Here is a 22143-nt window from a genome sequence, read left to right as displayed (position 1 = left end):
GTCGTGGATGTCACGCCAATCCCAGCGGATAACGCGCCCGCCGCCGTCCCCCGGGCCGTCATCGTCAAGTTGCATCCGCCCCTGGCGGTGGCCGCCCTTTGCCTGTTCGGCGCGGGGCTGTGCGCCGGCCTCATGCTACCCGCCCCGCTGGCGATGCCGGACTGGCTGCCTGTCGCCGTCGCCATCCCCCTGGTCCTGGCGGCGCTCATGCTCGGCCGCCGTTCCTTGCGCGAATTCAGGGATTGGCAACTGGCCCTGGTGCGCTTCCTCGCCAGCGTGGCCGAGGGCGACTTGACCGCCCGCATCGAGCCCACCCGGCTCGGCCGCTTCTCGGGACAGGCGGAGCACATGAACGTCATGGCCCGCTCCCTGGTCAAGGTGTTCGCCGCCTTCAGCCGCCTTGCCCATGAACTGGCCAGCGTCGCCACGGAAAGCACCGCCAACGCCAGCGGTGGCGATTCCGGGGTGCGCACTCAGCGCGACGTCACGGTGTCCTCCGCCGCCACCCTGGAACAGCTGACCGTGAGCCTCGCCTCCGCCAGCGACCAAGCCAAGGAGGTGGCCGCCGTCGCCGCCTCCACCCGCCAGGTGGCCAGCAACGGCGCCCAGCGGGTGGCCGACCTGGCCCAGACCCTGGGCAACCTCGCGGGCGAAGTGGAAAGCGCCGCCACCATGGCCGATGCCCTGGGCAAGCGTTCCTCGGAGATCGGCACCATCGTCCAGGTCATCGCCGAGATCGCCGACCAGACCAATCTGCTGGCCCTCAACGCCGCCATCGAGGCGGCCCGGGCCGGCGAGGCGGGGCGCGGCTTCGCCGTCGTCGCCGACGAGGTGCGCAAACTGGCCGAGCGCACCGGCGACGCCACCCGGGACATCAACGGTCGCATCGAGGCCATCCGCGCCGACATCGGCCGCATCGTCGCCTCCATGGACCAGACCAACCAGCGCGCCCGGAACAGCGTGGACGAAGCGGGCAATGCCGCCGACACCCTGCGCCAGGTGGAAACCAGCACCCTGCAAACCGAAGCCCTGGTGCGCGACATTGCCGCCGCCAGCGCCGAACAAAGCCAGGCCAGCCAGGAGCTGGCCCAGGCCATCGACCAGGTGGCCCAACTGGCCGACAGCAACGAAGGACTGGTGCGGGAAAATACCGACCTGTCCCGCTACCTGGACCAGTTGGCGGTGCAACTGACCGACACCATCCACGCCTACCGCTTCGAGTAAGGGCGCACCATGATCCTGCCACTCAGCCTCGCCACCCTGCTCCTGGTCACCGTTTTCCTGTTCCGTCGCCGTCGTCGGCAACCCGTTGCGGGCGCGTCCATCCAAGCCCTGGGCTTGTGCGCCGACCTGATCCAGTTGGCCGGCCACCTGCAACAGCACCGGGGCATGAGCAGCGCCTGGCTCGCCGGCGATCAGAGTTTCGCCCGGCCCTTGAGTGCCAAGCGCAACGAGATCGACGCCCTGTTCCACCCCCTGCACCAAGCCGCACTGGAAGAGTGCAAACAGGCGCTGCCCTGCCTGACGGTGAACGACCTCGCCCTGTTCCGCTTCAAGTGGCGGGAATTGACGGACGGCCTATCCCGCCTCAGCGTGGAAAAATCCATCAGCGAACACAGCCAGTTGATCGCCACGGTCCTCGATTGGCTCGACGCCATCGGCGAAGCCCGGATTGCCCTGACCCAGGGCGACCGTCTGCCGCCGGGCCAGGTGAGGAATTACGTGCACCGCCTGCCTGCCCTGACCGAGTGCCTGGGACAAGCCCGTGCCATCGGCAGCAGCGTCGCCGCCCGGGGCAAGTGCTCGGCGGTGGCGCGAGTGCGCCTGATGTTCCTGGTGAACCGGGCGGAGTCCCTGCTGGATCAGGCCGTCGCGGCAGACGAGGCCCGCCACGGTAGCGGTGCCCAGGCCGCTGTGCAAAGCTTGGCTGGCTTGATCCGGGAACGCATCCTGGGTGGCAACGGCACGGTGGACCTGGGAGCCGACAGCTACTTCGGTCAGGCGACCCAGACCATCAACAGCGTTTACACCTGGATCGCCGCGTGCGGCAGCGACCTGCGACGCGATCTCGCCCAGCATTGACGGGGGTTTTCTCCTGACCCAGCCCGCCGGGCACAATTGCACCGATGGAATACCCGAGTGCCATGGTCCGATTCATGCTAGGTCCATGCCGGCTTCTGGCCCCTTCAAAAACAAAAACTCGAGGTCACTCCTGATGCGTTCAATGCTTCACTCGATTCGCGGCATGTTGTTGCTCATGGTGTTGGTATGCGGCGTCGGTTTCGTCGCGATTTTTGGCGGTGGCATCGCCGCCTTGAGAAGTCTGGGTCAGGCGACCGACGACATGGGCGCCGGCAAGGATGTGGTGGCGGACATTCTGCCGCCGCCGCTCTATCTGATTGAAACCCACTTGATCGCCTACCAGTTGCTGGACACGCCCCTGGCGGAACGCAAGCCCTTGGCGGAAAAGCTGAAACAACTGAAAAAGGATTTCGACGACCGCAACGCCTACTGGACCGGCGCCACGGTGGACAAGGCAGTGCGGGAAAGCCTGCTGGGCCTGCAAAAGGACAAGGGCACCGAGTATTTCGCCGCCCTCGACAAACGCTTCCTGCCGGCGGTGATGGAAGGCAACGACGAGGCCGCGCGCCAGGCCCTGGGGGAGTTGAAGCGGCTCTACCAGGCCCACCGCAGCGGCGTGGACAATACGGTGAAACTGGCCGGGGATTGGGCCGACGGCCGACTGGCAACCCTGAAGGCCACCGCCACCCAGGCACGTTGGCTGCTGGGCGGCGTCGGTGCCTTATGCATCCTGCTGTCCTTCGTCTTCTACCAATTGATCGCCCGTCGCATCGACCGCTTGCTGGGGGCTGAGCCCGAGGAGCTGCGGGCCGAAATGGCACGCCTGGCCCGGGGCGACCTGCGGCCCTCGGCCCGGGTCGGCGTGGCCGGCAGCGTCATGGCGGCCCTCAAGGAAGCCCAGGAAAAAATCCGCACCCTGGTGGTGAATACCTCGCGGGAAGCCGAGGAAGTGGAAAGCCAGGCCCACCAAGTCAGCACGGCCCTGACCTCCCTGGAAGGAAACTCCAATCAACTGGCCGCCTCGGCCCTGTCCACCAGCGCCGCCATGGAGGAAATTTCGGCCAGCATCGCCCTCATCGCCGACCAGGCCCATAGCGTGGGCGACACGGTACAGGAAGCCCAAAGCCAGGCGGTGCAGGGGGATCAAGCCCGCTTGCAAAGCCTGTCCAGCGTGCAACGATTGTCTTCCGCCAGCCGCGAGGCTCAGGAATCCGTCACTCGCCTTGGCGAGCAGTCCCAGCAGGTCACCAGCATCGTCCAGACCATCCGCGAGATCGCCGACCAGACCAATCTGCTGGCCTTGAACGCCGCCATCGAGGCGGCCCGGGCCGGCGAGCAAGGCCGCGGCTTTGCCGTCGTCGCCGACGAGGTGCGCAAGCTGGCGGAGCGCACCACCCGCGCCACCCAGGAAATCGAAAGCCTGATCTTCGCCATTCAGCATGGCATCCAGTCCGCCGTGGTCACCATCGACGGCAGTGCCTCGGACGTGGAACAGGGGCTGCACCACGTGGAAGCGTCCGGTGCCTCCCTGGTGGCCATCCAGCAGAAGATCGCCGAGGTCTGCGCGGCCATGGCCGACATCGTCAATGCCACCCAGGAGGTACGGACGGCGGCCCAGCAGGTGGCGAACAACATGGAGCAACTGGGCTCCCTGGCGGAAACGGGCAACGCCACCACCCAGGACACGGCGCGCTCGGGTTCGGTGCTTCAGTCGGTTGCCCTGCGCCTGCGTGGTGCCATGAGCGCCTTCACCCATTGAGCTCAGACGCCAGGGCTGCAACAGCCCTGACAGACAAATACGGCGAATCGCCGCGCCAGTACCCGATTCGGGCAGGACTTTCTCCTGCCCGTTTTTTGTGCAACACTGTCTATCAGTGTTACTACGTAGATCCCGCAGCCAGTCAGTCAATCGTCCTAAAGTTATAGTAATTTCGGTCGCCAATGCCCCGTAGAGGTGCATGTCTCAGCGCTTGACCCCACACTTTGACCGCAAGGAACTTCCATGCTGCAAACCATGACACTGCGCCGCCGACTGGCGCTTTCAGTCCTCATCTCCCTCGTCGGCCTATTGCTGCTGGGCTTCTTCCAGGTCAATCACCTGCGCCAACAATTGTTGGAAGACCGCAAGGTCACCCTGCGGGCAGCGGTGGACGTGGCCTTGTCCACCATCAAGGGCTTCCAGGAACGGGAAGCCAAGGGTGAGTTGAGCCGGGAAGACGCGCAGAAAATGGCGGCCCAGGCGGTGACCAGCATGCGCTATCTGGGCGAGGAATACTTCTACGTCTATACCGCCAAGGGGCGCGGCATCGCCCACATCAACCCCAAGTACATCGGCGCCGAGCATTGGGACCGCCAGGACAAGTCCGGCGGCTACCCGGTCCGCGACCTGATCAATTCCGCCCTGCAAAAAGTGGACTTCATCCAGACCCTGACGGTGAAGCCCGGCGGCACCGAACAATTCCCCAAGTTGCACCACGTCGAGCATTTCGCCCCCTGGGATTGGGCCGTGGGCTCCGGCTTGTACATCGACGACCTGAACCGCCTGTTCTACCAACAACTGATCTACGTCGCCGTGGTCATCGCCCTGATCATGGTCGCGGTGGGCGCCGCCGCCTGGGTCCTGTCCCGCAGCATCCTGCGCCAGATCGGCGGCGAGCCGGCCGAGGCGGTGCAAGCCATGAAAACCGTGGCGGGCGGGGACCTGACGATCACCCTGCGCCCCAACAACGACGACAGCCTGGTGGGTGAGCTGGCGCGGCTGGTGCAGTCCCTGCGGGAGATGATCAAGAACATCGCCGCCGGCTCGGCCCAGGTCACCCAGGCCGCCAACGACATCAGCCAGACCTCCAGCGAAGTCGCCCACGCCGCCGCCACCCAGGCGGATGCCACCCAGTCCATGGCGGCCGCGATGGAGGAACTCACCGTGTCCATCACCCACGTCTCCGACAACGCCCTGGAGACGGAGCAACACTCCAACACCGCCGTGGAACTGGCCGCCCAGGGGGAACGCAACGTGACGGCGACCGTGGACAACATCGCCGCCCTGCTCAACTCCGTCGCCACCGCCACCGAAAAAGTCCGCACCCTGGCGGGCAACGCCGAAGAGGTCGCCCACACCGCCGGCACCATCAACAACATCGCCTCCCAGACCAACCTGCTGGCCCTCAACGCCGCCATCGAGGCAGCCCGGGCCGGGGAGCAGGGCCGCGGCTTTGCCGTGGTGGCCGACGAGGTGCGCAAGCTGGCGGAACTGACGGAAAAAGCCACCCTGGAAATTTCCGCCGTGGTGGAAAGGATTCAGAGCGAAACCGTCGCCGCCGCCCAGGTCATGGAAAGCGCCCTGCCGGAAGCGGAAAAGGCCAAGCTGTCGGCCGCCGACACCAACGCCCTGCTGCAACAGATTTCCCAGGGCGCCCAGGTCGCCCAGTCGCTGGTGCGGGACGTGGCCTCCTCCACCAAGGAACAAAGCGTGGCCAGCACCTCCCTGGCGCAGCAGGTGGAACGCATCGTCGGCCAGGTGGAACACACCAGTCAGAGCATGGACGTCACCGCCGAAGCGGCGCGCTCCCTGCAAACCATCGCCCAGGAACTGAGCGCGGCTACCTCCCGCTTCCGTCTCTAACAGCCAGGCGGGGGACACACATGTGCCCCCCGGTCCTGAGCATCACGCCGCCCGCGTCTTGTCGACCGTCGTCGCCAGGCGCTTGAGTTCCGGCATACAGGAACCACAGGAAGTCCCGCATTTGCGCTTGGCCTGGAGTGCCGCCAGGTCGAGGCCGGCGGCGTACTCGGCGAGGATTTCGTCCTCGGACACGTCGAAGCAATTGCACACCACCTTGCCCCGCCGCTTGCTGCCGGTGGGGGGCTGATCCACCGGCGCCAGCAGCCAGCGCCGCAGTTCCGCTGGCATGGCGCCCCGGGTCATGATGTCGGTCAGCCAGTCCTTGGCCTTGGCTTCCCCGGCCAGACGCACCCCCAGCAATAAACCACCCTCGATCCGCGCCCGCTTGGAGATGCCACGCTTGCGGTCGGCGAAGCGCAGGGCGTGGGCATCGTCCAGGCCCAGGGCGTTGTCGAAGTCCGTCAGTTGCTCGGCGCTCCAACCATCCTCGGCCTTGAGGCACCAGCCCTGGAACACCAGCACCGGATCTTCCCGCCCACTTAGGGTCAAGGTGGCGTGGTCGCAACGGTGCAGCCAGGGTTGCAGGGCAGCGTGCAGGGCCAGGGTGGTGGCACCGGCGCCAGCCGGGGCACGGAACAGGGCGACGATCTGCCAATGGGCCTCGAACTTCTCGATGGAGACCGCCGCGTGCTTGAGTTCCGGCTGCTTGGAGATGGGATCGAAGAGGGGCGTGGTCACCGTGTTGGCGCCACCGCCGCGCATGAACTGGCCGCCCCAGTGCATGGGCATGAACAACTGGCCCGAGCGCATGGAGGCCGTGGCCTTGACCCGGGCGACGAAGCTGCCCCGCTTGTTCTTCACCTTCACCAGGCCGCCATCCTCCAGGCCGCGCCGATAGACGTCGTCGGGATGGATTTCCAGCAGGGGTTCCGGCGCATGGTTGAACAGGCGGGCCACGGTGCCGGTGCGGCTCATGCCGTGCCACTGGTCCCGCAAGCGGCCCGTGGTGAGGCGGAAGGGCTGGCGGGCATTGGGCATTTCGGCGCTGGGCGCCGGCCGCACATTGAGGAACCTGGCCTTGCCGCTGGCGGTGGAAAACACACCATCCTCGTAGAGCCGGGTCTTGCCTGTGCTGGCGCCTGCGGGGAAGGGCCACTGCTGGGGCCCTTGCGTTTCGAGCAGAGCGTAGGAAAGACCGGTAATGTCCAGGTCGCGACCTCGGGTGGATTCCCGATGCTCGTTGAACACATCTTCGCTGCTAGTGTAGGAGAACATGCGCTGGGCCAGTTCGCCCTTGCCCAGCGCCCGACCAAGGGCCAGGGCGAAATCGGCGGCGATGCGCCAGTCGGGGCGGGCTTCGCCGATGGCGGGCACAGCGGCCTGAAGCCGGGTGATGCGACGTTCGGAATTGGTGACGGTGCCGCCCTTCTCGCCCCAGCCGGCGGCAGGCAGCAGCAGGTCGGCAAATGCCGTGGTGTCTGTCTGGCGGGCCGCTTCCTGGACCACGACGAAATCGCAGGCAGCCAGGGCGGCCTTCACCTGGTCCGACTCGGGCAGGGACTGGGCCGGATTGGTACAGGCGATCCAGAGGGCCTTGATCTTGCCCTCGGCCACGGCCTTAAACAGCTCGATGGCCGTGAGGCCCGGCTGGGCGGGCACCTCGTCCACACCCCAGAGCCGGGCCACTTCGGCCCGGTGTTCGGGGTTGGCCAAGTCGCGGTGGCCGGACAACAGGTTGGCCATGCCGCCGGCTTCCCGCCCGCCCATGGCGTTGGGTTGGCCGGTGAGGGAAAAGGGGCCACAGCCGGGCTTGCCGATCTTGCCGGTGGCCAGGTGCAGATGGATCAGGGCGGCGTTGTTGTGGGTGCCCTGGGCCGACTGATTGAGGCCCTGGCACCACATGGAAATGGCCTTTTTGTCCCGGCTCCCCAGCCAGCGGGCGGCGGTGACGATGTCGGCCTCGGGCAGGCCGCAGATTTGGGCGGCCACGGCGGGGGTGAAATCACGCACGGTGTCGCGCAGGGCGTCGAAGCCTTCAGTGTGGGCGGCGATGTAGTCCAGGTCGCAGAGGCCGTCCCACATCATGACGTGCAGCATGGCGTGGTAGAGGGCCACGTCGGTGCCGGGCAAGAGCGGCAGGTGCAGGTCGGCAGCCTCGGCGGTGTCGGTGCGGCGCGGGTCGGCGACGATGAGCTTGAGGTCCGGATTGGCCTTTCTTGCGTCCTCGATCTGGCGGAAGACGATGGGGTGGGCCCAGGCGGTGTTGGCGCCGGTGATGAAAATGCAGTCGGTGAGGGCGATGTCCTCGTAGGCGCAGGGCTGGGCGTCGGCACCCAGGGTGGCCTTGTAGCCGGTAACGGCGCTGGACATGCAGAGACGGGAATTGCTGTCGATGTTGTTGCTGCCGATCAGCCCCTTGGCCAGCTTGTTGAAGACGTAGTAGTCCTCGGTCAGCAACTGGCCGGAGATGTAGAAGGCCACGGCTTCCGGGCCGTGGGTCTTGATCACCTCGGCGAAGCGTTCGGCGGCCTGGTCCAGGGCGGCCTCCCAGCTCACCCGTTGGCGCGCTTGGTTCTTGCTGCTGCGCAATTCGGGATACTGGGCGCGCAGGGACAGGGTTTCCGGCGCCACGGTGAAATGCAGGGTGGCGCCCTTGGTACACAGGCGGCCGCGATTGGCCGGGTGGTCCGGGTCGCCGCGCACACCGGTGATCTGAACGCCGTCGTGTTCAGCGATGACACCGCAGCCGGTGCCGCAATAAGGACAAGTAGTCTTGGTTTCCATGGCGGAAGCTCGCAAAAAGACAAAGGGAAGTGGAGAACGCTGAGGGGTGGCGGCGTTGCCACATCCTGGTCGGCTCAGGTGGGGAACCTGAAAGAGGGCCGACGGGGCTTCCTGTCGTAATGCGCTCGGGTCAGCGGGCCTGGTAGCAACAGGGACGACGGCGTCCCACCCGATGACACGGTCTTTTTGCAAGGTGCGTGCCATGGCTTTTTCGCCGTATGGCGCGGTTTTGCGCGACACCAGCGAGGGTTTCATGCGCCGCGATGGTGCATGGGGCACCGTGAAAGAAAGGCCTTGGTGCAAAAGTTATTTCAAGATGCGACGGGTTCCTGTCGGTCGTTTTAATCCCTTCCTATAATGGCCGCGAAGGAGATAGACATGACGGAACCGTGGTTTTCCCGGGCCTTGGCCCTGATCGACGAGGCCAATAGCGCCGACCCCAATCACGAAATCGGCGACGATGGTCGCCCGGTGGCGAAGGAGGTTCTCTACGGCCAGCGCATGAGCGAAATGCTCGGCCGCTTTGCACCCCAGGCCGATGGCGCCATGCAAGTGGCCGTGCGTGCCCAGCACATTCGCCGTTGGACGGTGCCCCGCGACCGCTACCCCATGGACAAGGTGGGTTATCACCAGTGGCGTACCGGCTTGTACAAATTCCACGCCGAGGAAGCTGCGGCCATCGCCCGTCAGGCCGGCGCCAGCGCGGCGGACGTGGACCGCATCCAGACGGCGGTGGGCAAGCGGGACCTGAAGAACAATGCGGACACCCAATTGCTGGAAGACGTGGCGGGCCTGGTTTTCATCGAGCACTACATGCTCGGCTTTGCCCAGCAAAAAGCCGACTACAGCGAAGAAAAATGGCTCGGCATCATCGCCAAGACCTGGCGCAAGTTGTCCGAGGCGGCGCGCCAGTTCGCCCTGGGCGGTGGCATCCGGCTACCGGAGCCTCTGGTACCCCTGATCCAGAAGGCCATTGGCGCCGGAACTTAAAGTAATCTGATATAAAGCCGTAGCTTGACCATGTTTATATTGAAGTCTGCTCGGAATTCGGCGGACGGAAAACCGAACAAAGGGTAGGTATGGATATCGGATTCATCGGTCTCGGCTTGATGGGCAGGCCCATGGCCCAGCACCTGGCTGCCGCGGGCCACCGTCTGCATTTGTGGGCCCGTCGGGCCGACACGCTGGCGCCCTTCAAGGACACCGACGCGGTGTGCCACGATTCCCCGGCCGCTCTGGCCGGCCAGGTTGACGCGCTGATCACCATCGTCGCCGATGGTCCCGACGTGGCGGAACTGCTGCTGGGCCCCGGCGGCATCGCCGACGGCGCCCGGCCCGGCCTGATGGTGGCCGACATGAGCACCATCTCCCCCAGCATCGCCCGGGACGTGGCGGAAAAACTGACGGCCAAGGGCATCGATTTCCTCGACGCCCCCGTCTCCGGCGGCGAAAAAGGCGCCAAGGAGGCGACCCTCACCATCATGGTCGGCGGCAAGGCGGAAGTCTTCGAGAAAATGCGCCCCCTGTTCGAGGTCATGGGCCGCACCATCACCCACATCGGTGCCAGCGGCGCCGGACAAGTGGCCAAGGCCTGCAACCAGATCCTGGTCGGGGCGGGCATCACGGCGGTGTCCGAAGCCTTCCTGCTGGCCAAGAAAAGCGGCGTGGACCCGGCCAAGGTGCGCGAGGCCCTGCTCGGCGGCTTTGCCTACAGCAAGGTGTTGGACGTGCACGGCGCCCGCATCCTGGCCGGCGACTTCAAGCCCGGCTTCAAGGCCTGGATGCACCAGAAGGACTTGCGCATCGTGATGGAGGAGGCCTGCCGTCAAGGCGCGCCCCTGCCCACGGCGGCCCTGGTGGCCCAGTTGCTCAATGCCCTGGTGGGCAGCGGCGGCGGCGAGGAGGACTCCCTCGCCATCTACAAAATGCTGGAGAAACTAGGTGCCTAAGACGCACCCGCCGCCCACGCCGGCCTCGTCCTTGAGCGATGGCGGCATGGCCAAGGCCCTGCGTCCCCTGGGCGGCACCCTGGCGGCCCAGAATGTGCTGGAACTCAAGGCCATTCTGGAAAACGCCACGGTGGGCATCATCTTCACCCGCAACCGGGTGGTGGTACAGGCCAATCCCGTGGCGGCCCAAATGTGGGGCTTCGACGACGTTGCCGACATGATCGGCCTGCCCGGCATCACCCTCAATCCCAGCCCGGAGGACTATGCCGCCCTGGGGCGAGAGGCGATCCCGGCCCTGACCAGCAGCCGGCCCTACCGGGGTGAACGGCAGATGATGCGCAAGGATGGCACCCTGTTCTGGTGCCGCATCTCGGCCAAGGCCATCGACCCCCACCGGCCACAGGACGGCACCATCTGGATCATGGAGGACGTCAGCGACGACCGCCACATGCGGATCATGCTGGAAACCTCCACCCGGGAACTGCTGGGCATCTTCAACACCAGCCTGATCGGCATCGCCGTGGTACGCCAGCGCCGCATCGTGCGTTCCAACGAGTGCTTCGAAAGCATGCTCGGCTACAGCGCCACCGACCTGCTGCACATGCCCCTGGAGCAATTGTTTTCCCGGGAAGGCGTGCTCCAGGAAGTGATCCAGACCTTCTACCAGGATCTGGCCCTGGGCAAGGAATTCCGCAGCGAACTGCGCCTGCGCCGCCAGGATGGAAGCCTGTTCTGGGGCCGCATTTCCGGCCGAGCCTTCGATCCGGAGGATCCGCCGGCGGGTTCCGCCTGGCTGGTGGAGGACATCTCCGCCTACAAGGAAGCGGACGCCCTGCTGCGCCAGGCCCTGGAGGAACAAAAGACCATTTTCGACCACGCCGCAGTGGGCATTCTCTACACCCGGGGCCGCACCGTGCTCAAGGCCAATCCCAAGGTGGCCGAGCTTTTCGGCTACGCCTCGGAAGAACTGGTCGGCAAGGAAACCCTGTCCCTGCACCCCTCCGAGGTCGCCTTCCACGAGTTGCGCGAAAAAGCCCAGGAGGTCATCCGCCGCAGCGACACCTTCGTCGCCGAAATCCCCGGCCAGCGCAAGGACGGCAGCGCCATCTGGTTGCGCATCTCGGGTCGTCGCACCCGCGAGGACGAAAGCACCGGCCTCGAGGCCATCTGGATTTTCGAGGACGTCACGGAGCGCCGACTGGCGGAAGAGGCCCTGCGCCAAAGCCGCGACGAATTGGAAAACCGCGTGCAGGAACGCACCCTGGAGCTGGCCACCGCCAATGCCCAGTTGCAGGACGAAATCTTCGAGCGCATGCAGACCGAGCAGCGCATCTGGCACCTGGCCCACCACGACACCCTGACCGGCCTGCCCAACCGGGCCCTGCTCCAGGACCGCCTGGGCCAGGCGATCAACCAGGCCCTACGCCGCAATACCCGGGGCGCGGTGCTGTTCCTCGATCTGGACCGTTTCAAGTCCATCAACGACTCCCTCGGCCACGCCATCGGCGACGAGCTGCTGAAGAACATCGCCGACCGGCTGCGGGGCGCGGTACGCAGCGTGGACACGGTGTCCCGCCTCGGCGGCGACGAATTCGTCGTGGTGTTGAACGAGATCGGCAGCCTGGACGACACGGTGATGGTGGCGGAAAAGATCATCGCCGCCCTGGCGCCCGTCACCTACATCGACAACCACGCCCTGCAAATCACCCCCTCGATCGGCATCAGCGTCTTCCCCGACGACGGCACCGAGGCCATGCAGTTGATGCGCAATGCCGACACCGCCATGTACCACGCCAAGGCGGCGGGACGGAACAACTTCCAGTTCTTCACGCCGCGCATGAACGACGAGGCGACCCGCTTCTTCAACCTGGAACATCGCCTGCGCACCGCCATCGCCCGGGGCGAACTGCTGCTCCACTACCAGCCCCTGGTGGACCTGGAGCGCTCGGCGGTATGCGGTGCCGAGGCCCTGGTGCGTTGGAACGACCCGGAGCACGGCATGATCTCGCCGGGAGAGTTCATCCCCGTCGCCGAGGAAACCGGGTTGATCGTTCCCCTCGGTGAATGGGTGTTGCACGAGGCCATGCGTCAGAACCGCCAATGGCAGGACGAAGGACGCCCGGCGATTCCCGTCTCGGTGAACCTCTCGCCCCGCCAATTCCGCCAAAAGGAGCTGGTGGACACCATCCGCAACATCCTGGTGGATACGGGCCAGCCCGCCTCCCTGCTGGAACTGGAAATCACCGAGGGCGCCCTGATGCAGGACGTGGAGGAAACCCTATCCCGCCTCGGCGAGCTGGCCAGCATGGGCGTCAACCTGGCCATCGACGACTTCGGCACCGGCTATTCCAGCCTGGCCTACCTCAAGCGCTTCCCGGTGCACAAGCTGAAGGTGGATCAGAGTTTCGTTCGCGACCTGTGCGACGACAAGGAAGACGCCGCCATCGTCTCGGCCATCATTGGCCTGGCCCGCAACCTGGGCCTGGACATCCTGGCGGAAGGGGTTGAAACCGACGCCCAGTTGGGCGTGCTGATGAACTACGGCTGCCGCAAGTTCCAAGGGTATTATTTCTCCCGGCCCCTGCCGCCCCTGAACGCAGACCATATCTTCAACCCGCCGCCCCTGCTGGCGCGGCCCTAAACCCAAGCAAAAAGGAAAAACCATGAGTACCACCACCACCGACAGCGGCCTGGTGATCGAAGAGATCGTCGTCGGCGAAGGCGACGTGGCCGAAGTCGGCCACCAGGTCAGCGTGCATTACACCGGCTGGCTCACCGACGGCCAAAAGTTCGACTCCAGCCTGGACCGGGACGAACCCTTTGAATTCCCCCTCGGCAAGCGCTGGGTCATCGCCGGCTGGGACGAAGGCGTGCAGGGTATGAAGGTGGGCGGCAAGCGCAAGCTGACCATCCCCCCGGAATTGGGCTACGGCCCCCGCGGCGCCGGCGGCGTGATCCCCCCCAACGCCACCCTGGTGTTTGAAGTGGAGTTACTCGGCCTGAGCTAAGAAATTCGTCGGACCAAAGTAACCAAGCAAAGGGGCTCGGTAACACCGAGCCCCTTTCATTTTGGCAATGTATCGGTTCAGCGAATAATGCCGCCACCGAGACAAACTCGGGATTCGTAGATCACCACGCTCTGGCCCGGCGTCACCGCCCATTGGGGCGCGGCGAAGTCCACGTCGCAGGTGTCGGCGTCCACCCGCTCCACCTCGCAGGGGGCGTCGGGCTGACGATAACGGGTCTTGGCGGCGTACACCCAGTGGGTATGGGGTGCCTCGCCGGAGACCCAGGACAGGTCGATGGCGGTCAAGCGGTCCTGCAACAGGGCGGGATGATCATGGCCCTGGACCACGTAGAGCACATTCTTGTCCATGTCCTTTTTCGCCACGTACCAAGGCAGTTCCGGTGCACCCTTGACGCCGCCGATGCCGAGTCCGTCGCGCTGGCCCAGGGTGTGGTACATCAGGCCCTGGTGCTGGCCCATGACCTGCTCCGTATCCAGATTGCGGATTTCCCCGGGCTGGGTCGGCAGGTAGCGTTGCAGGAATTCGCGGAAGGGTCGTTCGCCGATGAAGCAGATGCCCGTGGAGTCCTTCTTGGCGTGGTTGGCCAGACCGGCGTCAGCGGCCATCTTGCGCACGTCGCGCTTGTAGAGATCGGCCAGGGGGAACATCGCCTTGGACAACTGGGCCTGGTTCAGCCGATAGAGGAAATAGCTCTGGTCTTTGCTGCCATCCTCGGCCTTGAGCAGTTGATATTTGCCCTGGAACTCCCGCACACCGGCGTAGTGGCCGGTGGCGATGCGGTCGGCGCCGAGGCGCAGGGCGTGGTCGAGGAAGGCCTTGAACTTGATTTCGGCGTTGCACAGCACATCGGGATTGGGCGTGCGGCCCGCCTGGTATTCCTTGAGGAATTCGGCGAAGACCCGTTCCTTGTACTCGGCGGAGAAGTTCACCGCCTCGATCTCGATGCCGATGGTGTCGGCGGCGGACACCGCATCGATCAAGTCCTGGCGCGAAGAGCAGTACTCGTCGTCGTCATCGTCCTCCCAGTTCTTCATGAACAGGCCGATCACTTTGTAGCCCTGCTGCTTGAGCAGGAGCGCCGCCACCGACGAGTCCACCCCGCCGGACATGCCGACGACTACGGTTCCCCGCCCGCCGCCGGGCCGCCCCAGGGCGGGCGCGTTCATCTCGCCGGAGCGCAGCGAATCCCCGTCACCCCTTTCCTTGGGAAAGGGGCTGGGGGAAAGGTTATTTTCATCAGACATCCGGTCCCTCTCCATCCATCCAGTTTTGCAAGGGCATGACCAATGCCGGCTTGCCGTTATCCACGTACCAGCTATCCACCACGTAACGCACCGGGGCCTCGCCATCCTCGCTGTTGATCTCGTCGATGGCCACTGCATTGTGTTCCATCACCAGGTGCCGTAGCCGATGCACCCGTCCCGCCAAGCGGTGGAAGCGCAGCATGTGGCGGCTTTCCAGTACTTTCAAGAACCGTTCGGTGGTGAGGGAATGGTCAATGCAATCCATGGTGCCGTATTCCCCTTCGTCGGCATAGTTGCCGCCCCGGTCAGCATGGATCGGCGTCTGCTCGCCGGCCCAGCCATAAAGGCTGCCCACCGCCAAGGTCAACAGCGCCCGCTCCTGCTCCGGACTCGCGGCCAGGGCCAGGCTGTCCCGCAGGAGGCGGAGGCGCGCTTCGGAAAACACCGCCACCGCCTCGCTGGCGCAACCGTAGTTGAAACAAACGGTAACCAACTCATCGCCCCAGCACAACCCGCCCGTCGTCAGCAGCAGGACGGCAATGCAGAGGCTGGCAAAACGGCGGGACATGCAGTGCGGACACTCAATCGTAGTGGCGGATCAGGTCCAGCGGAAAGCGCCGGCCCGCCATGTGGTCCTGAACACATTGCCAGATCAGGGGGCTACGGTGGCGTTCCTGACTGGCCTCGATTTCCGCCGGGGTTAGCCACACGGCCCGCAGGATGCCCGTATCCAGGGCGCGGTCGGCCTCGTGAGTGCCAAGCACGCCGGTGAAGGCGAAGCGCAGGTAGGTGATGTCCCCCTGGGGCCGGGGCCACTGGTACACCCCGACCAGTTCGGTGGGGGTGAAGTGCCAGGCGGTTTCCTCCAGGGCCTCGCGGCTGGCGGCGGCAACCAGGGATTCGCCCTGGTCCAGGTGTCCGGCGGGCTGGTTGAAGCGGATGCCGTTCTCGGTTTCCTCTTCCACCAGCAGATAACGGCCCTCCCGTTCGATGACGGCGGCCACGGTGACGTTGGGTTTCCAGATTCTGTCCATGCGGGCATTTTACCCGTGGCCGCGCGCTGCCTCCGCAACGCCCTTCCCTGGCCCTCAATCCGGTAAAATCTCCCTCTTTGGTCGTCCCCGTGACGACTCAACCCTCTGTTGGAGAACCCCAAATGTCCATGGCCGACCGCGACGGCTTCATCTGGTACGACGGCAAGCTCGTCCCCTGGCGTGAAGCAACCACCCACGTACTGACCCATTCCCTGCACTACGGGTTGTCGGTATTCGAGGGCGTCCGGGCCTACAAGACTGACTCCGGCACCGCCATCTTCCGTCTGCGGGAACACACCCAGCGCCTGCTCAACTCCGGCCGCATCTACATGATGAACATCCCCTACGGCCTGGAAGAACTGATGGAAGCCCAACTGGAAGTGGTGCGCGCCAACAAGCTGGAATCCTGCTACCTGCGCCCCATCGCCTTCTACGGCTCGGAAAAGATGGGCATCTCCACCAAGGGCGCCACCGTGCACGTGGCCGTGGCCGCCTGGCCCTGGGGCGCCTACCTGGGCGAGGACGGCCTGGAGAAGGGTATCCGCATCAAGACCTCCAGCTACGCCCGCGCCCACGTCAATTCCATCATGCCCCGCGCCAAGCTGGCCGCCACCTACGCCAACTCCATCCTGGCCAACCTGGAAGCCACCACCGACGGCTACGATGAAGCCCTGCTGCTGGACACCGAGGGCTTCGTGGCCGAAGGCGCCGGCGAGAACCTGTTCATCGTCAAGGACGGTGTGATCTACGAACCCGAGATCGCCTCCGCCCTGACCGGCATTACCCGCGCCACCATCATCGCCCTGGCCGCCGAGCTGGGCATGGAAGTAAAGAGCCGCCGCCTGACCCGGGACGACATCTACATCGCCGACGAGGCTTTCTTCACCGGCACCGCCGCCGAGGTGACGCCCATCCGCGAGCTGGACAACCGCACCATCGGCGCCGGCAAGCGCGGCCCCATCACGGCCAAGTTGCAGGCCAAGTTCTTCGACGTGGTGAGCGGCAAGTCCGCCGCGCACCGCGACTGGCTTTCCTACATCTGAGGAATCCTTCATGACCGCCGTCAGCAAAGCAGCGCAAGCCCCCGTCGACGATTCCGTCCGCGACGTGAACGTCACCGCCCACGATCTGCCCCTCCATTGCCCCCGCCCCGGTGCGCCCCTCTGGGCCCGCCATCCCCGGGTCTTCCTCGACGTGCTGAAGAACGAGGACGGCAAGGCCGTGTGCCCCTACTGCGGCGCCACCTACACCTTCACCGGCGAACGCCCCAAGGGACACCACTGACTTTCATTCATGAAAGTCAGTGGTACTTCCATGCCCCCCACCCCCGACCCCGCCCCGGGGTGGGGGATTTAATGTGCTTGCTGCGCTCGATATCACCATGCACCTGTGCGACGTCGCTCACAGCAAGCCAGTGTCGGGGCTGAATATCGAGCGGATTGAGCCCTGTCCGTTTTTTGTGTCTCGGCCATTGGCTCTCCCTTGATGCCCAAGAAAACCCTCGTCGTCGCCCCCTCCTGGATCGGCGACACCTTGCTGGCCCAGCCGCTGCTGACGCGCCTGGCACAGCGGGGCGCGGTCATCGACGTGCTCGCCCCGGGCTGGTCCGCCCCCCTTTTTGACCGCATGGACGAAGTGCGGCGGGTCATCACCAATCCCTTCGGCCACGGTGATTTCGCCTTTTTCGCCCGCCGCGCCCTGGGCAAGTCCCTGGCGGCGGAGGGCTATGAGCAGGCCTTCGTCCTGCCCAACTCCTGGAAATCGGCCCTGGTCCCGTTTTTCGCCGGCATCCCGCGCCGCATCGGCTACCAGGGCGAGGCCCGCTACGGCCTGCTCAACCAGCGACATCTGCTGGACAAGGCCGCCCTGCCCCAGTTGGCGGAACGCTACGCCGCCTTGGCGGAACCCGTCGGCGCACCCTTGCCCCGCCCCCTGCCGCAACCCCGCCTGTCCTCCACGCCGGAGCAGCGACTGGCCGCCCGCCGCGCCCTGGGCCTGGCCGAAGAGGTCAAGCCCTATATTTTTTGCCCCGGCGCCGAGTACGGCCCAGCCAAGCGCTGGCCCAGCCGCCACTATGCGGAACTGGCCCGACGCCTGGCCTCGCCCCGCTCGCCGGTGTGGCTGCTGGGTTCGGCCAAGGACGCCGCCAACGGCGACGACATCGCCGGCCTGGCGGCCAGCGAAGACGTGGTCAACCTGTGCGGCCGAACGAGCCTCGACCAGGCCATCGACCTGCTGGCGGACGCCCGCTGGGTGGTCAGCAACGACTCCGGCCTGATGCACGTGGCCGCCGCCCTGGCCCGGCCCCTGATCGCCCTTTACGGCTCCTCAAGCCCGATCTACACGCCGCCCCTGTCGAGCCATGCGAAAATACTCAGCCTGCATCTGGAGTGCAGCCCCTGCTTCAAGCGGGAATGTCCCCTGGGGCATCTCCATTGCCTGGAAGACCTGAGCCCCGACCGGGTGCTCGCCGCCATGAGCGTCTGAATGAGTACCTGAGCATGCCCGCCAACAAGACCTTCTTCGCCACCCCCCAGGACGCCGAGGCCGCCTTCTACGAGGCCATCGAACGAGCCGACCTGGAAGCCCTGATGGCGGTCTGGTGCGACGAGGAGGAAGTGGTCTACGTCGCCCCCGGCGGTCCGCGCATCTCCGGCTACGCCAATGTGCGGGAAGCCTGGCAGGCCGTGTTCGAAGGCGGCGCCCGGCTGCATTTCCGCATCCACACCTTGTCTGCCGTGGTCAATCCCTTCACCGCCATTCATAGCGTGGTGGAAAAAATCACCGTGGAAGGCCAGGAAGAAGACAACCTGGCGCCGGTGGTCGCCACCAACATTTTCCTCAAAGGGCCCCTGGGCTGGCGCCTGGTCTTGCACCATGCCTCGCCCTCGCCCCCCGAGTCCGCCAACTACGCCCAAATCCTGCACTGACCGGAACCGTCATGACCCTGCCCGCTCCCGAAATCTTCAAGGCCTACGACATTCGCGGCATCGTCGGCAAAACCCTCACCACCGGCTCCGTCCGCGCCATCGGCCGCGCCATCGGCTCCGAAGCCGTGGCCCGGGGTCTCAAGACCATCGCCATCGGCCGCGACGGCCGCCTCTCCGGCCCCAGCCTGTCCGCCGCCCTGGCGGAAGGCATTCTGGCCTGTGGCGTGGATGTGGTGGACATCGGCTGCGTGCCGACCCCGGTCACCTACTTCGCCGCCCATCATCTGGGGGTGGATGGCTGCGTCTCCGTCACCGGCAGCCACAACCCGCCGGACTACAACGGCCTGAAGATGGTGCTGGGCGGCCAGACCCTGTTCGGCGAACTGATCCAGGATCTGCGCAAGCGCATTGAACGCAACGACTTCGCCGAAGGTCGCGGCAGCCTGAGCAAGGCCGACGTGAAGGAAGCCTATCTGCAACGCATCGTTTCCGATGTGAAGCTCGACCGCCCGATGAAGATCGTGGTGGACTGCGGCAACGGCGTGGCCGGCGGCTTTGCGCCGGAACTGTTCCGCCGCATGGGCTGCGAGGTGACCGAACTGTTCTGCGAGGTGGACGGCAACTTCCCCAACCACCACCCGGATCCGTCCAAACCCGAAAACCTCAAGGACGTGATCGCCGCTCTCAAGAAGGGCGACGCCGAGCTGGGCCTGGCCTTCGACGGCGACGGCGACCGCCTGGGGGTGGTGACCAAGGACGGCGAAATCATCTTTCCCGACCGCCAGCTCATGTTGTTTGCCGCCGACGTGCTGACCCGCAACCCCGGCGCCCAGATCATCTACGACGTGAAGTGCTCCCGCTGGGTGGCCGAGTCCGTCAAGTTCCAGGGCGGCGTGCCCCTGATGTGGAACACCGGCCACGCCCTGATCAAGACCAAGCTCAAGGAAACCGGTGCCCCCCTGGCCGGCGAAATGAGCGGCCACGTGTTCTTCAAGGAACGCTGGTACGGTTTTGACGACGGCCTCTACGCCGGCGCCCGCCTGCTGGAAATCGTCTCCCGCTGGCACCCACAACACGGCGGTGCCAACTGGCCCCTCAAGCATCTGCCCAACGCCACCTCCACCCCCGAACTCAACATCAAGATGGCGGAAGGCGAACCCCACGCCCTGGTGGCCAAGTTGCAGAAGGACGGCAAGTTCCCCACGGCCAAGGAACTCAACACCATCGACGGCGTGCGCGCCGAATACGCCGACGGCTTCGGCCTGGCCCGGGCCTCCAACACCACCCCGGTGGTGGTGCTGCGCTTCGAAGCCGACAACGACCGGGCCCTGGCTCGCATCCAGGCCGAGTTCAAGGCCGCCCTGCAAGCCGCCTGGCCCGGACTGGACATCCGCTACACATGAACACCCCGGAGCGCGGCGAGGAGATCTTCCTCGGCCGCCAACCCATCCTCGACCGCCAGAACCAGCTCTACGCCTACGAACTGCTGTTCCGCACCGGCCGCCAGAACGTGGCGCGGGTGGAGGACGACCTGGTGGCGAGTGCCAGCGTCATCAGCCATGCCTTCGCCGACCTGGGCATCGAGCAGGCCCTCGGCCCCTACAAGGGCTTCCTCAATTGCGACGAAGCCCTGCTGCTGTCCGACATTCCCGAAATCCTGCCGCCGGACAAGATCGTGCTGGAAGTGCTGGAGACCGTGGACATCACGCCGGCCATCGTCGAGCGCTGCCGCGATCTCAAGGCCCGGGGCTTCACCCTGGCCCTGGACGACTTCGTCAACTACGAAGACAAGTTCAAGCCCCTGCTCGACCAGGTGGACATCGTCAAGGTGGAAATCCTGCCCTATGACCCCGCCGCCCTGGCCCTCACCACCGCCAAGCTCAAGCAATGGCCGGTGCAGATGCTGGCGGAAAAAGTCGATGCGCGGGAACAGGCGGAGTACTGCCACGGCCTCGGCTTCGACCTGTTCCAGGGCTATTACTTCGCCCATCCCTCCATCGTCGAGGGCCGCAAGCTGGGCCATTCCCAACTGGCCTTGATGCGGCTGATGGGCTTGGTGTTGGAAGGGGAGGAAACGGATCGGCTGGAAAGCGCCTTGAAGCAGGAACCGGGTTTGGCGCTGAACCTGATCCGGCTCACCAACTCGGTGGCCACCGGCTGTCGCGAACGGGTCAGCTCCCTGCGTCACGCCATCGCCGTGCTCGGCCGCCGTCAGTTCCAGCGTTGGCTGCAACTGATGCTGTACACCAACCCCTCGGGCCAGAAGGGCATCAGCCCCCTGATGATGATGGCCGCCAGCCGCGGCCGACTGATGGAACTCCTGGCCGGCCACGTCAGCCGTCAACGGGACTTCGGCGACCAGGCCTTTTTGGTGGGCATCGTCTCCCTGGTGCCGGCCCTGATCGGCGTGGCCATGGAGGACATCCTCAAGAGCATCCACCTCGCCAAGGAAATTCAGGACGCCCTGACCGGCGGCCAGGGCAGGCTGGGCACCCTGTTGGCCCTGGCCCAGGCCCTGGAGGCCGGCGACGGCGCCACCTGCCACCAATTGCTGACGACCCTGCCCGGCCTGGACCACCATATCGTCAACCGCCATCTGACCGAGGCCCTGTGCTGGGCCAACAGCATCAACCAGGAACACGAATGATGACCTTCACCGCCACCCTGGACGCCGCCTGGCGTCGCAACAACAGCCTGCTTTGCGTCGGCCTCGATCCCGATCCGGCCAAGTTCCCCGCCCATCTCAAGGGCCGCAGTGACGCCATCTTCGAGTTCTGCAAGGACATCGTGGACGCCAGCGCCGACCTGGTCTGTGCCTTCAAGCCCCAGATCGCCTACTTCGCCGCCCACCGCGCCGAGGACCAGCTGGAGGACCTGATCGGCCACATCCACGCCGTCCATCCCGGCATTCCCGTCATCCTCGACGCCAAGCGCGGCGACATCGGCAGCACCGCCGAGCAGTACGCCGTCGAAGCCTTCGAACGTTTTCGCGCCGACGCCGTGACCCTCAGCCCCTACATGGGCCGCGACTCGGTGGAGCCCTGGCTGGCCTACCCGGACAAGGGGGTGATCCTGCTCTGTCGCACCTCCAATCCCGGCGGCAGCGATTTGCAGTTTCTGCACGTGGACGGTGCCAATGGACAAGAGCGACTGTTCGAGCGGGTCGCCCGCCTCGCGGTTGAATGGAACCGCACCGGCCAGATCGGCCTGGTGGTGGGCGCCACCTTCCCCGCCGAGATCGCCCGGGTGCGCGAAATCACGGGCAACATGCCCCTGCTGGTGCCCGGCATCGGCGCCCAGGGCGGCGACATCGCCGCCACCGTCCAGGCCGGCCGCACCACGGCCGGCACCGGCCTGATGATCAACTCCTCCCGCGCCATCCTCTACGCCGGCCAGGGCGAGGATTACGCCGCCGTCGCCCGCCAGGCCGCCCTGGACACGCGGGACGCCATCAACCGTCAGCGTTGAC

19 protein-coding genes are annotated in these 22143 nt (G+C 65.7%); 15 read left to right on the top strand and 4 right to left on the bottom strand.

Annotation, left to right across the window (positions count from 1 at the left end; all coding sequences use genetic code 11):
• Positions 1-3 precede the first annotated feature (3 nt).
• The 4 genes from ACYQ2U_RS02410 to ACYQ2U_RS02395 all read left to right on the top strand — a co-directional run bounded on the left by ACYQ2U_RS02410 (position 4) and on the right by ACYQ2U_RS02395 (position 5704).
• Positions 4-1224 (top strand): methyl-accepting chemotaxis protein, encoded by a 1221-nt coding sequence (locus ACYQ2U_RS02410; RefSeq protein WP_459948737.1) that lies wholly within the window; start codon positions 4-6, stop codon positions 1222-1224.
• 9 nt (positions 1225-1233) lie between these two features.
• Entirely contained in the window at positions 1234-2082 is an 849-nt protein-coding gene (locus ACYQ2U_RS02405; RefSeq protein ID WP_459948736.1) for a nitrate- and nitrite sensing domain-containing protein, read from the top strand.
• A gap of 133 nt (positions 2083-2215) precedes the next feature.
• Positions 2216-3841, top strand: coding sequence for a methyl-accepting chemotaxis protein (locus ACYQ2U_RS02400; protein WP_459948735.1), 1626 nt, complete (start codon positions 2216-2218; stop codon positions 3839-3841).
• Between the two features lie 243 nt (positions 3842-4084).
• Entirely contained in the window at positions 4085-5704 is a 1620-nt protein-coding gene (locus tag ACYQ2U_RS02395) for a methyl-accepting chemotaxis protein (protein WP_459948734.1), read from the top strand.
• 42 nt (positions 5705-5746) lie between these two features.
• On the opposite strand, the gene ACYQ2U_RS02390 is transcribed toward ACYQ2U_RS02395, so the two are convergent.
• Positions 5747-8488 carry a nitrate reductase gene (locus tag ACYQ2U_RS02390; protein ID WP_459948733.1) on the bottom strand — a complete coding sequence of 914 codons (2742 nt, stop codon included), beginning with the start codon at positions 8486-8488 and terminating at the stop codon, positions 5747-5749.
• Between the two features lie 378 nt (positions 8489-8866).
• On the opposite strand from ACYQ2U_RS02390, the gene ACYQ2U_RS02385 reads away from it, so the two are divergent.
• The 4 genes from ACYQ2U_RS02385 (at position 8867) to ACYQ2U_RS02370 (ending at position 13445) form a co-directional block, all read left to right on the top strand.
• Positions 8867-9478: a DUF4202 domain-containing protein gene (locus tag ACYQ2U_RS02385; RefSeq protein WP_459948732.1), complete on the top strand. Its 612-nt coding sequence runs from the start codon at positions 8867-8869 to the stop codon at positions 9476-9478.
• Between the two features lie 89 nt (positions 9479-9567).
• Positions 9568-10437, top strand: a complete 870-nt coding sequence (locus ACYQ2U_RS02380) for an NAD(P)-dependent oxidoreductase (RefSeq protein ID WP_459948731.1) — start codon at positions 9568-9570, stop codon at positions 10435-10437.
• Positions 10430-13078: a sensor domain-containing protein gene (locus ACYQ2U_RS02375; RefSeq protein WP_459948730.1), complete on the top strand. Its 2649-nt coding sequence runs from the start codon at positions 10430-10432 to the stop codon at positions 13076-13078. The genes ACYQ2U_RS02380 and ACYQ2U_RS02375 overlap by 8 nt, the downstream gene beginning before the upstream one ends.
• Positions 13079-13100: 22 nt before the next feature.
• Positions 13101-13445, top strand: a complete 345-nt coding sequence (locus tag ACYQ2U_RS02370; protein ID WP_459948729.1) for an FKBP-type peptidyl-prolyl cis-trans isomerase — start codon at positions 13101-13103, stop codon at positions 13443-13445.
• 77 nt (positions 13446-13522) lie between these two features.
• Here ACYQ2U_RS02370 and mnmA read toward each other — a convergent pair whose 3' ends face one another.
• The 3 genes from mnmA to ACYQ2U_RS02355 all read right to left on the bottom strand — a co-directional run bounded on the left by mnmA (position 13523) and on the right by ACYQ2U_RS02355 (position 15744).
• Positions 13523-14632 carry a tRNA 2-thiouridine(34) synthase MnmA gene (gene mnmA / locus ACYQ2U_RS02365; RefSeq protein ID WP_459949233.1) on the bottom strand — a complete coding sequence of 370 codons (1110 nt, stop codon included), beginning with the start codon at positions 14630-14632 and terminating at the stop codon, positions 13523-13525.
• A 70-nt stretch (positions 14633-14702) separates the two neighbouring features.
• Positions 14703-15278, bottom strand: a complete 576-nt coding sequence (locus ACYQ2U_RS02360; protein ID WP_459948728.1) for a hypothetical protein — start codon at positions 15276-15278, stop codon at positions 14703-14705.
• 13 nt (positions 15279-15291) lie between these two features.
• Complete coding sequence (locus ACYQ2U_RS02355) at positions 15292-15744, bottom strand: NUDIX hydrolase (RefSeq protein ID WP_459948727.1); 453 nt, start codon at positions 15742-15744, stop codon at positions 15292-15294.
• A gap of 122 nt (positions 15745-15866) precedes the next feature.
• Between ACYQ2U_RS02355 and ACYQ2U_RS02350 the strand changes: the two genes are divergently transcribed.
• The 7 genes from ACYQ2U_RS02350 to pyrF all read left to right on the top strand — a co-directional run bounded on the left by ACYQ2U_RS02350 (position 15867) and on the right by pyrF (position 22142).
• Positions 15867-16787 (top strand): branched-chain amino acid transaminase, encoded by a 921-nt coding sequence (locus tag ACYQ2U_RS02350; RefSeq protein WP_459948726.1) that lies wholly within the window; start codon positions 15867-15869, stop codon positions 16785-16787.
• A 10-nt stretch (positions 16788-16797) separates the two neighbouring features.
• Positions 16798-17028, top strand: a complete 231-nt coding sequence (locus ACYQ2U_RS02345; RefSeq protein ID WP_459948725.1) for a zinc-finger domain-containing protein — start codon at positions 16798-16800, stop codon at positions 17026-17028.
• A gap of 201 nt (positions 17029-17229) precedes the next feature.
• On the top strand, positions 17230-18231 hold the full coding sequence (waaF, locus tag ACYQ2U_RS02340) for a lipopolysaccharide heptosyltransferase II (RefSeq protein ID WP_459948724.1): 1002 nt from the start codon (positions 17230-17232) through the stop codon (positions 18229-18231).
• 14 nt (positions 18232-18245) lie between these two features.
• Positions 18246-18674, top strand: a complete 429-nt coding sequence (locus tag ACYQ2U_RS02335; protein ID WP_459948723.1) for a YybH family protein — start codon at positions 18246-18248, stop codon at positions 18672-18674.
• A gap of 11 nt (positions 18675-18685) precedes the next feature.
• Positions 18686-20077 (top strand): phosphomannomutase/phosphoglucomutase, encoded by a 1392-nt coding sequence (locus ACYQ2U_RS02330; RefSeq protein WP_459948722.1) that lies wholly within the window; start codon positions 18686-18688, stop codon positions 20075-20077.
• The gene (locus ACYQ2U_RS02325; protein WP_459948721.1) at positions 20074-21321 is read left to right on the top strand and encodes an EAL and HDOD domain-containing protein; all 1248 of its coding nucleotides are present in this window, start codon (positions 20074-20076) and stop codon (positions 21319-21321) included. Before ACYQ2U_RS02330 ends, ACYQ2U_RS02325 begins: the two co-directional genes overlap by 4 nt.
• On the top strand, positions 21318-22142 hold the full coding sequence (gene pyrF, locus ACYQ2U_RS02320) for an orotidine-5'-phosphate decarboxylase (RefSeq protein ID WP_459948720.1): 825 nt from the start codon (positions 21318-21320) through the stop codon (positions 22140-22142). The genes ACYQ2U_RS02325 and pyrF overlap by 4 nt, the downstream gene beginning before the upstream one ends.
• Position 22143 lies beyond the last annotated feature (1 nt).

The organism is Denitratisoma sp. agr-D3 (genome assembly GCF_054658675.1).
Note: the sequence above shows the minus strand (reverse complement) of the source record. Positions and strands in the feature narration are given on the sequence as shown.

Coding starts and splice junctions, on each gene's coding strand:
- ACYQ2U_RS02405 (WP_459948736.1), top strand. CDS start 1,234: ATGATCCTGCCACTCAGCCTCGCCACCCTGCTCCTGGTCACCGTTTTC.
- ACYQ2U_RS02400 (WP_459948735.1), top strand. CDS start 2,216: ATGCGTTCAATGCTTCACTCGATTCGCGGCATGTTGTTGCTCATGGTG.
- ACYQ2U_RS02395 (WP_459948734.1), top strand. CDS start 4,085: ATGCTGCAAACCATGACACTGCGCCGCCGACTGGCGCTTTCAGTCCTC.
- ACYQ2U_RS02390 (WP_459948733.1), bottom strand. CDS start 8,488: ATGGAAACCAAGACTACTTGTCCTTATTGCGGCACCGGCTGCGGTGTC.
- ACYQ2U_RS02385 (WP_459948732.1), top strand. CDS start 8,867: ATGACGGAACCGTGGTTTTCCCGGGCCTTGGCCCTGATCGACGAGGCC.
- ACYQ2U_RS02380 (WP_459948731.1), top strand. CDS start 9,568: ATGGATATCGGATTCATCGGTCTCGGCTTGATGGGCAGGCCCATGGCC.
- ACYQ2U_RS02370 (WP_459948729.1), top strand. CDS start 13,101: ATGAGTACCACCACCACCGACAGCGGCCTGGTGATCGAAGAGATCGTC.
- mnmA (WP_459949233.1), bottom strand. CDS start 14,632: ATGAACGCGCCCGCCCTGGGGCGGCCCGGCGGCGGGCGGGGAACCGTA.
- ACYQ2U_RS02360 (WP_459948728.1), bottom strand. CDS start 15,278: ATGTCCCGCCGTTTTGCCAGCCTCTGCATTGCCGTCCTGCTGCTGACG.
- ACYQ2U_RS02355 (WP_459948727.1), bottom strand. CDS start 15,744: ATGGACAGAATCTGGAAACCCAACGTCACCGTGGCCGCCGTCATCGAA.
- ACYQ2U_RS02350 (WP_459948726.1), top strand. CDS start 15,867: ATGTCCATGGCCGACCGCGACGGCTTCATCTGGTACGACGGCAAGCTC.
- ACYQ2U_RS02345 (WP_459948725.1), top strand. CDS start 16,798: ATGACCGCCGTCAGCAAAGCAGCGCAAGCCCCCGTCGACGATTCCGTC.
- waaF (WP_459948724.1), top strand. CDS start 17,230: ATGCCCAAGAAAACCCTCGTCGTCGCCCCCTCCTGGATCGGCGACACC.
- ACYQ2U_RS02335 (WP_459948723.1), top strand. CDS start 18,246: ATGCCCGCCAACAAGACCTTCTTCGCCACCCCCCAGGACGCCGAGGCC.
- ACYQ2U_RS02330 (WP_459948722.1), top strand. CDS start 18,686: ATGACCCTGCCCGCTCCCGAAATCTTCAAGGCCTACGACATTCGCGGC.
- ACYQ2U_RS02325 (WP_459948721.1), top strand. CDS start 20,074: ATGAACACCCCGGAGCGCGGCGAGGAGATCTTCCTCGGCCGCCAACCC.
- pyrF (WP_459948720.1), top strand. CDS start 21,318: ATGATGACCTTCACCGCCACCCTGGACGCCGCCTGGCGTCGCAACAAC.